Source organism: Phenylobacterium sp. (genome assembly GCF_044372605.1).
Classification (GTDB): Bacteria; Pseudomonadota; Alphaproteobacteria; order Caulobacterales; family Caulobacteraceae; genus Phenylobacterium.
On the sequence record NZ_JBILRO010000086.1, the window covers coordinates 1 to 12,605 of the forward strand.

At 68.0% G+C, this 12,605-nt stretch carries 12 protein-coding genes; 2 read left to right on the plus strand and 10 right to left on the minus strand.

Annotation, left to right across the window (positions count from 1 at the left end):
- Positions 1-634 (plus strand): enoyl-CoA hydratase-related protein (locus tag ACIQ42_RS08990; RefSeq protein WP_397421862.1); only part of this gene is annotated, 634 nt, incomplete at its 5' end.
- Between the two features lie 34 nt (positions 635-668).
- Here the strand turns inward: ACIQ42_RS08990 and ACIQ42_RS08995 are convergent.
- The 4 genes from ACIQ42_RS08995 to ACIQ42_RS09010 are packed head-to-tail and all read right to left on the minus strand — an operon-like array spanning position 669 to position 6,098.
- Positions 669-2,000: an amidase gene (locus tag ACIQ42_RS08995; RefSeq protein ID WP_397421863.1), complete on the minus strand. Its 1,332-nt coding sequence runs from the start codon at positions 1,998-2,000 to the stop codon at positions 669-671.
- Complete coding sequence (locus ACIQ42_RS09000) at positions 1,993-3,384, minus strand: phenylacetate--CoA ligase family protein (protein ID WP_397421864.1); 1,392 nt, start codon at positions 3,382-3,384, stop codon at positions 1,993-1,995. The genes ACIQ42_RS08995 and ACIQ42_RS09000 overlap by 8 nt, the downstream gene beginning before the upstream one ends.
- Positions 3,385-4,743, minus strand: coding sequence for an MmgE/PrpD family protein (locus ACIQ42_RS09005; protein ID WP_397421865.1), 1,359 nt, complete (start codon positions 4,741-4,743; stop codon positions 3,385-3,387).
- Positions 4,740-6,098 carry an MmgE/PrpD family protein gene (locus ACIQ42_RS09010; RefSeq protein WP_397421866.1) on the minus strand — a complete coding sequence of 453 codons (1,359 nt, stop codon included), beginning with the start codon at positions 6,096-6,098 and terminating at the stop codon, positions 4,740-4,742. Before ACIQ42_RS09010 ends, ACIQ42_RS09005 begins: the two co-directional genes overlap by 4 nt.
- A 63-nt stretch (positions 6,099-6,161) precedes the next feature.
- Between ACIQ42_RS09010 and ACIQ42_RS09015 the strand changes: the two genes are divergently transcribed.
- On the plus strand, positions 6,162-6,887 hold the full coding sequence (locus ACIQ42_RS09015) for a GntR family transcriptional regulator (RefSeq protein ID WP_397421867.1): 726 nt from the start codon (positions 6,162-6,164) through the stop codon (positions 6,885-6,887).
- Positions 6,888-7,059: 172 nt separating this feature from the next.
- Here the strand turns inward: ACIQ42_RS09015 and ACIQ42_RS09020 are convergent, their stop codons facing one another.
- The 6 genes from ACIQ42_RS09020 to ACIQ42_RS09045 all read right to left on the minus strand — a co-directional run.
- The gene (locus ACIQ42_RS09020; protein ID WP_397421868.1) at positions 7,060-8,193 is read right to left on the minus strand and encodes a CaiB/BaiF CoA transferase family protein; all 1,134 of its coding nucleotides are present in this window, start codon (positions 8,191-8,193) and stop codon (positions 7,060-7,062) included.
- Positions 8,190-9,338, minus strand: coding sequence for a CaiB/BaiF CoA transferase family protein (locus ACIQ42_RS09025; RefSeq protein ID WP_397421869.1), 1,149 nt, complete (start codon positions 9,336-9,338; stop codon positions 8,190-8,192). Before ACIQ42_RS09025 ends, ACIQ42_RS09020 begins: the two co-directional genes overlap by 4 nt.
- A complete protein-coding gene (locus ACIQ42_RS09030; RefSeq protein ID WP_397421870.1) occupies positions 9,338-10,522 on the minus strand; it encodes an acyl-CoA dehydrogenase family protein in 1,185 nt (394 codons plus the stop codon). Before ACIQ42_RS09030 ends, ACIQ42_RS09025 begins: the two co-directional genes overlap by 1 nt.
- A complete protein-coding gene (locus tag ACIQ42_RS09035) occupies positions 10,522-11,040 on the minus strand; it encodes a MaoC family dehydratase (protein ID WP_397421871.1) in 519 nt (172 codons plus the stop codon). Before ACIQ42_RS09035 ends, ACIQ42_RS09030 begins: the two co-directional genes overlap by 1 nt.
- 4 nt (positions 11,041-11,044) lie before the next feature.
- A complete protein-coding gene (locus ACIQ42_RS09040; protein ID WP_397421872.1) occupies positions 11,045-11,848 on the minus strand; it encodes an HpcH/HpaI aldolase/citrate lyase family protein in 804 nt (267 codons plus the stop codon).
- 171 nt (positions 11,849-12,019) lie between these two features.
- Positions 12,020-12,605: polysaccharide deacetylase family protein (locus ACIQ42_RS09045; RefSeq protein ID WP_397421873.1), on the minus strand; the 586-nt coding region annotated here is incomplete at its 5' end.

The window sequence follows — 12,605 nt, forward strand, 5'->3', positions numbered from 1 at the left end:
GGTTCTGGTCCTGACCGGCGCCGGCGAGGCGTTTGCAGCGGGCGCCGACATCTCCGAGTTCGAGCAGGTCTATGCCGACCGCGCGACGGCGGGCGCCTATTTTGGCGAGATCGCTGCGGCCATGGACGCCCTGGCCAACTTCGAGTCGCCGACCGTGGCCCGGATTGACGGCGCCTGCGTGGGCGGTGGACTGGGGCTGGCGCTCTGCTGCGACCTGCGGATCGCGTCCGACCGCGCGCGCCTGGGAATCACCCCGGCGAAGCTGGGCCTGATGTACGCGCTCTCCGACACCAAGCGTCTGGTGGATGTGGTCGGCCCGGCGCGGGCGAAGGACATTCTCTACACGGGCCGGATACTCGAAGCGAAGGAAGCCCTGACCCTCGGCTTGATTGACGCGGTGACGCCGGCGCAGGACCTCGATGTCACCGTCGCCGCCAAGGCCGAAGCCATCGCCGCTGCCAGCCAGTGGTCGGCCCGCAAGACCAAGCAGATCATCCGTCGCATCCTGGACGGACAGGCTGATGACGATATCGAAACAAACGCCTGGATGCTGGACGCCGTGGAAGGCGATGACTTCGTCGAGGGCCGTGACGCGTTCCTGGCCAAGCGGACGCCGAAGTTTCCTTTCCGGTGAGCATCGCAAATTCGGGACTGCTGCCGAACAGGGCTCATCCCCGATACGCCGCGGGCGCGCCACCCCTCACCGCAAGCCGCTGCGCCAACGCCAGCGCTGTCACCTCATGGCCAGCCATCACCTGGCACGACAACGGCAGGCCCTCCGATGTCGTCCCAACCGGGAACGCCGTCGCCGACAGGCCGGTGAAGTTGGCGATGGCGGTGAAGTCGGCCTGGTTGGCGGGCGGGTCGCCGAAGGCGAAGGCGGTCTGGGGGGCCGTGGGCATCAGGACAGCGGCGTAGGGTGCGAAGGCGGCCCGGACGGCGGCCCCGGCGAGCGCGACTTCCCGATAGGCATTGGCGAGTTTGTGCGCGGGTTGTCTGCCGCCCCATTCCAGCATCCCGCGAAAGGTGTCGGAGAAGCCGTCCGGATGGTCGGCCAGCATGCCCTGGTGCACGACAAAACCCTCAGCCTCCGAGACCAGCAGCCCCAGCCGGCGCATCCGCCCGAAGTCATAGTCCGGCAGTCGGACCGGTTCGACTTTGAGCCCTTGGGCCCGCGCGCGGGCGAGCGTCGCCGCGAAGGCGGCCGCCACCTCCGGCGCGACCTCCACCTGCCCGTCGAAGGAGAGCGCACCAACAACCCCCTCAGCCGCCGCGCCCTCCTCGACTTCGGAGATCACCCGTAGGACAGCCGCGCAGTCTGCGGCCGAGCGCGCATGCGGGCCGATGTGGTCCAGTGTCCACGACAGCGCTGTGGCGCCCCCGTCCGGCACGGCGCCGTGGCGCGGCTTGTGGCCGAAGACACCGCAGTAGGCTGAGGGGATCCGCACACTGCCCATGGTGTCCGTGCCCAGCGCCGCCGCGCAAAGCCCCGCGGCCACGGCCGCGCCCGAGCCTCCGGATGAGCCGCCAGGCGTAAACCCTTCGCGATGCGGGTTCCGCGTGCGTCCATACCAGGGATTGTCGGTGGTGGCGCCCAGCGCGCCTTCGTGCATGTTGACGCTGCCCAGAATTACCGCGCCCGCGCGCCGTAGCCGCGCCACCACTTCGGCGTCGACCTGTGCGATGCGGTCGCGATAGGCGCCGATGCCTGCAGTCCAGGGCAATCCTGCGACGCCGATGTTGGCCTTCACCAGAATCGGGACGCCGTCGATCGGCGACAACGGCAGGCTCTTGGTCCATCGCGCCGCGCTTGCCCCGGCGCCGGCCCGGGCGCCCGCCGCATCCACGTCGGTCACGGCGCCCAGCCCGGGGTTCAGCCGGGCGATCCGCGACAGATAGCTCTCCGTCGCTTCTACAGGCGTGACCGCGCGCGCGGCGAACAGCTGGGCCAGCCCAAGCACCCCGGCCTCGACAATCGGATTTGAAAACCCCTCAGCCATAGCGTTCATCAATCAGCCGGATCGGCTTCTGACGCACGTCGATCTGGGTGAGGGCGGCCGTGGCGCCCTTGGCGGCCAGTTCCACGTCCACCTCAATGCCGATCTTGCGCTTCAGGATCTCGCCGAAGGCCCGCGCAATGTCCGGGTCTTGAGGCGTCGTGGTCTCGGCCACCACGATGAAGCTGTCGCGGCCCTGGGCGTCGCGCCGGGCGCGACAGATGAACTCGCCCGCAAACGCGGCGTGCTCGTCCAGCATCGGCCCCACGCCCTGGGGGAAGATGTTGATCCCGCGGATTTTCACCATGTTGTCCGACCGGCCCAGAAAGCCCTCGATACGGGTGAAGTTGATGTCGAGCGCAGAGGAGCCCGGCTTCACCTGGGTCACGTCGTGGGTGTTGAAGCGGATGATCGGATAGAGGTCGTCCTTGTAGAGACAGGTCACCACCATGTCGCCGATCTCTCCGTCGGCTACCGGCTTGTGAGTATCCAGGTCGCAGACCTCCAGGAACTGGGCGTCCTCCATCACATAGAGCCCGTCGCGGTCGGGTCCTTCGCCGGCCACGATCCCGGTGTCGCCCACGCCGTACCAGTCGAAGCAGGCGGCTCCGCCCCAGGCTTCCGAGATCGCGTCCTTGTCCTCGCGGCCCATGTGGCCGGTGATCATGCGGACCGGGATGTCGACGCCCGGGACCAGACCCTGCTCGCGCGCCACCTCGGCCAGTTTCTTGATGTAGTCGGCGAAGCCCACGATGACGTTGGCGCCGAAATTCCGCATCAGCTCCACCTGCTGGGCCGATCGGGTCTCGATGCCCGTGCCCGCGGGCAGGAATACGGCGCTGGTCCAGTGGGTGACCGCCTCGCGCACATAGTGGCCGCCGTTGATCATGCCGTGACCATAGACCGAGTGGACCACGTCGCCCGGTCGCACGCCCTGCCAGCGATAGAGGCGGCCCAGTAGCAGGGCCTGAACCTCGCGGCTCCTGGGACCGAACAGAAGCACCTGCGGCTTTCCGGTGGTGCCCGAGGTGGTGTGCAGGATCACTGGCGGACGCTGGGCATAGGTCTCGAACCCGGCGAAATCGCCGAACGGGGGCGCGCGATCCAGGCTGGCCATGATGTCGGACTTGTCGAAGGTCGGCAGGCTCGGCAGATCGTCCAGACTCTTGATATCGCCGGGCTGGATGCCCGCCGCGCCCCACAGGCGCTGATAGAAGATCGTCCCCCAGGCGCGGGCCACGCAGCGGGCGAACAGGCGTTCCTGATGTGCACGGATCTCGTCACGACTTCTGGCGGCGAACAGCGGAAAGGCGTCGCCGATCGGATGCTCCGCCGTCATCCGGGCGAAGTCGATTTCTTGCCAGTAACTGCTGTGGGTGTCGGTCATTCAGATTTCTCCGGCGGCGAGGCGGAACACCTGGCCGGCGTCTTCAAGGGTCTCGAAACGGTCGAACAGAGCGCTCAGAGGCGCATGGACATGGTCAAGGTCGGCGAAGGCCAGGCAGGCGCGGGCCTTTTCCAGATGCTGGTCCCGGGTGAGCGGCCAGGCGGGCGACCCCAGCTGGGTGGTGACGGCGGCGCGCACCTCACGCCCGTCGCGCAAGCGGGCCACCGCCTCAGCCGGGACGAAGGCGGCGGGTTCGGGGTTGTCGTCGGCGACCACCGTGACCCGTTCGGCCAGCTGCTGCAGGCCGGGATCCGAGAGGCTGTCCGGCCCGAAGTCGCCGAGTCCGACGGTTCCCCGCGTCAGCGTTACGGCCGCCAGATAAGGCAGGCACAGCCGGGCATAGGCCGGGGTCATCGGCTGGACGGCCGGACGGCCCACCAGACGGTGGATCAGGGGCGGTGCGCGCCAGGTCAGTTGCTCAAGGTTCTCAGTCGTGACGCCGTGGTCGGCCATCAACCGCTGGATCGCCACGATGCCGCCGTGTCCTGCGCGGCCGGTCGGAAAGGGCTTCCAACTGACTTCGGTGATCCGGAACGTCTGCCCAAGTGTCGCCAGAACTGGCGCGAAATCGAACGCGGTCTCGAACAAGGTCATGTATCCGAAGTCGCCGTCCAGTGACCGGCGCGGCCCGGGCAGGCCGGCGGCGGCAACGTCCACCGCCATCAGGGCGGCGCGGGCGGCGTTGGCGATCTGGACGGGCAGGGCAGGCTTGCCCTCCTGATGCGCCTGCATGGTGCCGGAAGCGAACCCCAGACCATAGCCAAAGGCATCCAGAGTGGTTTCGCGGGACAGGCCCTTGAGCCGCGCGACGCCGGCGATGGCGCCGAACAGGCCCGAGGTCGCCGGACGAAAAAACTTCAGCGGTGTGGTGGCCGCAACGCCCAGGTTCAGGGAAACGTCGGCGCCGGCGACGATAGCGGCCAGCACCTTCGCGCCGGAATAGGAACCCGACCGCCCGCACTCGGCCATCAACGCCGCGCCCAAGGTCGCCATCGGGTGCAGCACGGCGGGTTCGTGAACGCAGTCGAACTCCTGTCCATGCATCTGGAAGGCGTTGACGAAGGCGGCCTGCACGGCCGGCAGCCGGACGCCGGGGCGGCCCAACACCAGTCCGTCGCCGCCCGCGCCCCAGCCCTGCGCTGCAGCCAGAATATCGTCCGCATGGGCTGCCCGCGCACCCGCCACGCCGACGCACAGCGTGTCGTGCAGGAAGGTAGCCGCGGCGTTCCGCGCTGCCTGCGGCATGTCGGCCCACGGCAGGGTCAAGGCATGGTCGACCAGCACTTCTGCGGGATTCATGCGTCGGTCCCCGGCAGGGCGGCGGACAGTTCCGCCACGTGGGTGACGGAACCCAGCTCCAGGCAAGCCGCGCAGAGCCCGTCTGTTTGCGCTGGATTGAGCCCGCCCCACGTCATCAGCTTTCGCGCCTTGGTCTCGAGGTCTACGGGCGCCACCGGCTGCTCGGGATCTCCCAGCGCATCGGCCACCTCGACCTCCAGCCGGGTCCCATCCTCCAGCACTGCGACGGCGCGGGCGCCAAAGCGCGCAGGGTAGCGCGCGGTCGAATCGGAGTCTTCGCGCACCGAAACCCGGCCGCGCAGCGCCACCAGGTCCGCGCTCGCGATCGCCTGCGGCGTGAAGCGTTCGAGGTCGGCATCGCCAAACGCCCAAGCCGCCGCGGCCGCGTGCTGCAACGAGAACTTGGCCTCCCCGGGCGTGCGGGGGTCGGGCCGGTCACAGAAGGTCAGGGCGTCTCGATAGCTGGCCACCTCCAGCCGAACCATTGTCTGACCCAGCGCCCTCGCGCGCAGAACCAGCACCGCATCGATGGCGGCGTGGGCGTGCCGACAGGCGGCGTGGGGTTTGAAGCTGACGTCATGGATTGCCCAGCCGTGCTCGGGCGCAGCGACCACGGCCTCGGGATCGGCGCCGTCGCACAGCGCCGCGAAGAATCCCTGCGTTCCCTCGAAGTGGCTCAGCGGCCCCGCATAGCCTTCGTGCGCCAGGAACGCGGCGGCCACGCCGTTGGCGGCGGCCCGTCCGTCGTGCAGCGCCTTGGTGAACACCGGCTCGTGCCGGACCTGCCACAAGCCAGCGGCCTGTTGCCCCGCGTTGCCGAGCGCCCAGGCCGTCTCAAGCTGCGACAGGCCCAGCAGCGACGCCGCCGCCGCCGCCGCGCCAAACGGGCCGCAGGTTCCGGTGGCGTGAAAATAGCGATAGTGCCCCGGACCGGCCGCGCGGCCCACCCGGATCATCGCCTCATAGCCGCGCACAACGGCGTCCAGAAAGGCGTTGCCGTCTGCAACCCCGGCAGCCTCCGCGGCGGCCAGCGCCGCCGGCATCACTACCGGCCCCGGATGCAGCAGCCCGCGCTTGTCCACGTCATCCATTTCAAGCAGCGCGCCCATCGGACCGTTGGCCAGCGCCGCGGCCTGTGGCCCTGCCCGACGACCGCCGACCACGCGACAGACGCCCGCGCCTTCCAGCGCCGCCAACGCCCGGGGTTCCGCCGCGCCGGGTTCGACCGCGCCGGCGCTCACACATCCGGCCCAGTCCAGCACATGCAGTCGCGCCCGCACGCGATCCACCACGCTGACCGGTCGGGAAAGGATGGCGGCCAGGCGTTCCGCGACCGTCTGAATTTGTCCGGACATATTTCCATATCACGGCGCTGAGGGGGGTAGGTCAAGGGGGGAGCGATGGGCTATAGCCGTAACATGGCGCGCATTCCACGTTACCACGTTCTGGCCGACGGGCTCCGTAGCGAGATCCGGTCCGGGCGCTATCCCGTCGGCGCGCAGTTGCCCACCGAACTGGAGATCTGCCGCACGGAAGGCGTTTCACGCCACACCGCCCGCGACGCCCTGCGCATTCTCATCGACGAGGGACTGGTGGAACGCCGTCAAGGCGCCGGCACCAAGGTGATCGCCGCCCAGCGTCCCGCCGCCTTCGTCCAGCCGCTGGGCGGGCCGCAGGAGCTGATGCAGTACGCCCGTGACGCGCGCCTGGAGATCAGCGCGACGGTGCGCCGGCCCCTGGATGCCTGGGAAGCGGCCTGGCTGGAGACTGCCGGGGAGGAGCCTTGGGCCGTGGCCGATGGCCTGCGCCGGCGAGCGGGCGGCGAGATGCTGGCCCGCACACGACTGTTCATTCCCGCGCGCTTTGCTGTGATCGCCGGCGAGATCGGCGCATCTCCAGGGGCGGTCCAGGAATTGATCGAACGTCGCTGGGGCGTGCGCCCCGCCCGCATAGCCCAGCAGATCACCGCCCAGGTGCTGGACGAAGAGGCGGCCAGAGCCCTCCACGTGAAGCCCGGCACCGCGGCGCTGCGCACCCTGCGCCGCTATCTCGATGAGCAGGATCGGGTGATCGTGGCGTCAGACTCGCTGCATCCCGCCGACCGCTTTGCGTACGAGATGACGTATCATCGCGACGGTGCATAGGGGGCGGATTTCCCGACGCCCTACCATCTCCCGACGGCGCCGAGGCCCGCCGCCAGGATGACGCCCGCCAAAATTCACAGGGTTCCGGAACCCAAGCGCCCTGCACGAACCACACCACGTTCAGCAACAGGCGCCTGACAGTTCCTCGCAGCGAGGCGGTCACGGTGCAGCATCACGTCGACCGTGGCAACGCCCAGCCGTGCTTGGTGATTTGACCTCGATCCGCGTCCAGCTCCGGGATAGCCGGGTCGACCACCCCCGGCTCCTCGCGGAACCTGATCGGCGTGCCGACGACCTCATTGCCCTCGGCGTCGAAGGCCAGCATGCCGCGCGCCGCCACGGCCGGGTCCTCGAAGCCCTCCTTCAGATTGCGCACCGGCGCGAAGCAGACGTCCTTGCCCTCGAACCAGGTCTCCCACTCGGCGCGGGTGCGAGTGCGGAAGGTCTCGCGGTAGAAATCCCTGAGCGGATACTGGCCGGGCCCGGGTTGCAGCTCGGCATAGGGCAACAGGTCCAGCCGCCCCAGGGAGTCCAGCAGGTTGCGGGCGAACTTCACCTCCGAACCGCCCAGCGCAATCCACTGGCCGTCGGCGCATTCATAGAGCTGGAACATGGCCGAACCACCCCAGGAGCGTTCATGCTTGGGCGTGTGCGGCTCGCCGGTGGCGAAGATCTTGCCGGTGACATTGGGCGTCCAGGCCAGCAGCGAATCCAGCATCGCCACGTCCAGATAGTCGCCGACCCCCGTGGTCTGGCGCCGCAGCAGCGCCATCAGCACGCCCGAGAGCGCCGTCAGCGAGGCCAGGGCGTCGGCCACCGGCATATGTGGCGAGGCGGGCTTGCCGTCCTGTCCCTCGTTCAGCGCGATCACGCCCGCCAGCGCCTCGACGGCCAGATCGTGGGCCGGGCGGTCGCGGTTGGGGCCGTCCTGGCCGAAGGCGCTGATCGAGCAGTAGACGATGCCGGGATTGACCGCGCGGACGGCCTCGTAGCCGACGCCCAGCCGGTCAACGACGCCGGGTCGGAACGCCTCGACCACCACATCGGCCTCCTTCGCCAGCGCCCAGAAGAGGGCCTTGCCGTCCTCGGATTTCAGGTCCAGCTGGATCGAGCGCTTGCCGCGATGGGTGTTGCGGAACCAGACCGAGGCGCCGTTCTTCACATAGCCGATGTGACGGCTGGGCTCGCCCTCGCCCGCCGGCTCGACCTTGATCACGTCGGCGCCGTGGTCGGCCATCATCAGGGTCAGCATCGGCCCCGGCAGGAACAGCGACAGGTCCAGTACCTTGACGCCTTCCAGCTTCATGCGACGCGCTCCGTCAGCCGGGCGGTGTGCTCCCCCAGCTTCGGCGCCCGCACGCCCGGCGCGCGCTGGCCGTCGATCTTGATGGGGCAGGCCAGCATGTGCAGACCCTCGGGCCGGTCCGGGTGGTCGATGGTGTCGCGCATCCCCACCTCTCGGACGAAGGGATTCTCCAGCGCCTCGGCCAGATCGCGCACCGGGGCGAAGGGGACCTGACCGGCGAAAAAGGCCTGCCAGTCGTCGGTGGTCCGGGTGGCGAACTGCGCGTCCAGCAGGTTCGTCAGCGCCGCCAGATTGGCCCGCCGCGCCGGGATGTCGGCAAAGCGCGGGTCGCTGGCCAGATCCATCCGTCCGGTCATGGCGCAGAAGATCTCCCAGAACTTCTGGGTCTGGCACATGAACAGGCCCCAGCCGTCCTTGGTGCGAACCAGTTGCGAAGGCGCGATGGAGGGATGGGCGCCGCGGGGCAGGCGGCCTACGTCATGGCCTTCGTTCATGGCCCAGACGGCAGGATAGGAGGTCTGGTGCAGGGCCACGTCGAATAGCGAGACGTCGACCTCGCAACCCTCGCCGGTGCGCCGGGCCGAAAGCACCGCCGAGACGATCCCCAGCGCCCAGACCGCGCCCGTCATGAAGTCGACCATCGACAGCCCGAACCGGGTGGGCGGCGCGTCGGGCTCGCCGGTCAGCGTCATGAAGCCGGCCTCGGCCTGCATCAGATAGTCATAGCCCGGCCAGGACTCCCGGCTGTTGCCGCGCCCGTAGGCCGAGAGATGGGCGCAGACGACCGCGGGATTGATTGTCTTCAGCGCCGCGTAGGTCAGCTTCAGCTTGACGGGCTGGTCGCCGCGGAGGTTGTCGACCACGGCGTCAGCTGTGCGGACAAGCGCCTCAAAGGTGGCGCGGCCCTCCGGGGTCTTGAGCTCCAGGGCGATCGACTTCTTCGAGCGCGAGAAGGTCTGGAAAAACTCGCTATCGCCCTCGCCCAGGAAATAGGGTCCGGTCGCGCGGCTGATGTCGCCACCCATGCTGGGCGCCTCGATCTTGACCACCTCGGCGCCCAGTTCCGCCAGCAGCTGGGTGCCATAGGGGCCGGCGCCATACTGCTCGACGGCCAGGATGCGCACGCCCTCCAGCACCCGCTTCATCAGGCCGGGTTCCGCGCGACCAGCTGCCGGGCGATGATGATCCGCTGCATCTCGTTGGTGCCCTCGCCGATGCACATCAGCGGCGCGTCGCGGTAGAGCCGCTCGATCACATACTCCTTGGAATAGCCGTAACCGCCGTGGATGCGCATGGCCTCTGTGGCCACCTCGACGGCGGTCTCGGAAGCGAAGTACTTGGCCATGCCCGCTTCCATATCGATGCGGCCGCCGGCGTCGAAGGCGCGGGCGGCGTCTTCAACCAGCAGCTCGGCCGCGCGGGTGCGGGCCGCCATGTCGCCCAGCTTGAGCTGGATCGCCTGATGCTCGGCGATCGGCTTGCCCATGGTCCGGCGGGTCTGGGCGTATTTGACGCTTTCCTTGAGCGCGCGCTTGGCGATGCCGACCGAGCGAGCCGCCACATTGATCCGGCCGATCTCCAGACCGCCGGTGGCCATCACGAAGCCCTTGCCTTCCTCGCCGCCCACCAGGCTGAGCTCGGCGGAGCAGCGATAGTCCTCGAATATGAATTCGCCGGAATCGATCCCCTTGTAGCCCAGCTTTTCCAGCTTCCGGCCGTTCGAGATACCGGGCAGGGGCGCGCGGGTCTCAGGGTTGATCTTGGGGGTGATCAACATGCTCATCCCCTTGTGTCGGGGCTGCGCGTCGGGATCGGTCTTCACCAGAAGGCAGCAGACGTGGCCCTGGATCGCGTTGGAAATCCAGGTCTTCGTCCCGTTGACCACATAGTCGTCGCCGTCGCGCCGGGCCACAGTGCGGATCGCCTGCAGGTCGGTGCCGGCATCAGGTTCGGTCAGGCCCAGGCCGCCGCGCAGCTCGGCGCTGGCGAACTTCGGCAACCAGTAATCGCGCTGTTTCGGGGTCCCGAATTTCTGGACCACCAGAGCCATCATCAGGTGAGAGTTGAAGATGCCGGTCAGGCTCATCCACTCCTCGGCGATGCGGGTGACAATCCGCACATATGTCGAGGCTGACAGCCCAAGTCCGCCATACTCCGGCTCGATGAGTGCGCCGAAAAGGCCCAGCTCAACCATGTCGTCGACGAGGTCGGCAGGCCACTCATCATCATGCTCCAGCTGCATGGCGACGGGGGCGACCTTCTTCTCGATCCACTTGTCGATAGCGTCCAGAATGGCCCGTTCGTCAGCTTCGGATATGCGCGCGTCCATCAGTAGGTTCCCACCTTGTCTTCGACCGCGTTGCCGCGGCCCGGGATCAGCATGTTGCGCGTGAAGGTGCAGACCATCTCGCCGCGCTGGTTCTTGCCAATCGTCCGGATGGTGACGATGCCCTGGCCGGGCCGTGACTGGCTCTCGCGCTTGGCCAGCACCTCGCTCTCGGCATAGAGGGTGTCGCCGGCGAACACCGGAACGGTGAACTTCACGTCGTCCATGCCCAGGTTGGCGATGGCCTTCTGGGACGTGTCGGTGACGCTCATCCCGATCAGCAGGGAAAGGGTGTAGGTGCTCACCACCAGGTTCTGCTTGAACTCCGAGGCCTTGGCGTACTCGGCGTCAAAATGCATCGGGTGGGTGTTGAGGGTCAGCAGGGTGAAGAGGTGGTTGTCATACTCGGTGACCGTTTTGCCGGGCCGGTGCTCGTAAACGTCGCCAATGTGGAAGTCCTCGAAGTAGCGTCCGAAGGTCTCGCGGTAGCGCTGCGGCCCCACCTCTTTCCAGTTCTGCACCAACTCAGACTCCCGTGCGTTCAAGGGTTCGCCGCGCGGCGCGGACCACCGGCAGTTCAATAAGCTTACCTTCCAGCAGGGCGGCCCCGCCATTGGAGGCGTCAAAGGCTGAGACAATGCGGCGTGCCCGGTCGACCTCCGCCGCGGCGGGCGTGTAGGCGGTGTTCACAATCTCGACCTGACCCGGATGGATGCAGGCGCGGCCGGTGAAACCGAGAGCCTTGGCGCGGCCGGTCGAGTCTGCCAGGCCGGTCTCGTCGGCGATATCCAGATAGGGCACGTCCAGCAGTTCTACGCCGGCGCGGGCGGCAGCGGCCGCCAGGGCGCCGCGGGCATAAAGCAGCGCGTCCCATTCCAGTGTGCACCCGACTTCTGCTGAGTAGTCGGCGGCGCCGAACAGGACACCGCCGACGCCAACCGCAGACGCGATGTCCCAGGCCTGTCGAAGACCTTCCGGGCTTTCAATGATCGGCCAGAGGGGCCGCGCATCTCCCAGTCGCAGGCTTAGACTGGCCACCTGTCCCGGCGACTCAACCTTGGGGATCATCACGAACGCGACAGGCAGACCGGAGAGTGCGCGACAATCGGCGTCCAGATGTTCACTCGCCGGTCCGTTGATCCGCACGCCCAGGCCGGCGCGCCCACCCCGGGAGAGGAAGTCGATAACTGCCGCGCGCGCAGCATCCTTGGCCTCGGGCGCAACCGCGTCCTCAAGATCGAAGCAGACTGCATCCGCGCCTGCGCCCAGCGCCTTCTCGAACCGCTCGGGACGGTTGCCGGGTACAAAAAGCAGAGACCGAAAGGTCATGGATGGGGCGTGTCCGGAGAAATTGTCCGGACAAATTACGCGGGGCTCTCGCTCAGGTCAACGCGATCTCCACCCGTCGTCATCCCGAACGGCCTGGTGTGCCGTTGAAACCTGGAGCGGCAAGCTTCCCGCCAGCGCGGGCTGCCTTGCTCTTTCTGCCCCGGCCGCAGATCAAACCGGCGCCGGGACTGCCGCTGCGAACGCCTCGGCGATCTCCCTGCGACTGGCGATCCATACGTCGGGCCGCTTGGCGATGTGGTCCAGGAAGCCCTTCAGCGCCCCGATGCGGCCTGGTCGTCCTATGATCCGGAGATGCAGGCCCAGGCTCATGTAACGGGCGCCCTCCCGTTCGGCCTCGTCGGCCAGCCAGTCGAAGGTGTCGGTCGCGTACTGCAACCAGTCGCGCGCGGTCAGCGACGGGGCCAGCCAGAACTTCATGTCATTGGAGTCCAGTGCATAGGGCATCATCAGCATCGGGCGCCTTGACCCGTCGGTCATCTCGACGGTCTCCCAGAAGGGGAAGTCGTCGGAGTAGTCGTCCATGTGGTAGGAAAAGCCTTCCTCCACCAGCAGCCGGCGTGTCGCCTCGGTGTGCAGGTAGCGCGACAGCCAGCCGACCGGACGCTGGCCGGTGGTCTGCTCCAGGCTTTCGGCGGCCTTGCGGATGAACTCCCGCTCCTTGGTCTCGTCCATCCAGAACTGGTGGGCCCAGCGATAGCCGTGGCTGCAGACTTCATCGCCGCGCGCGGCGATCGCC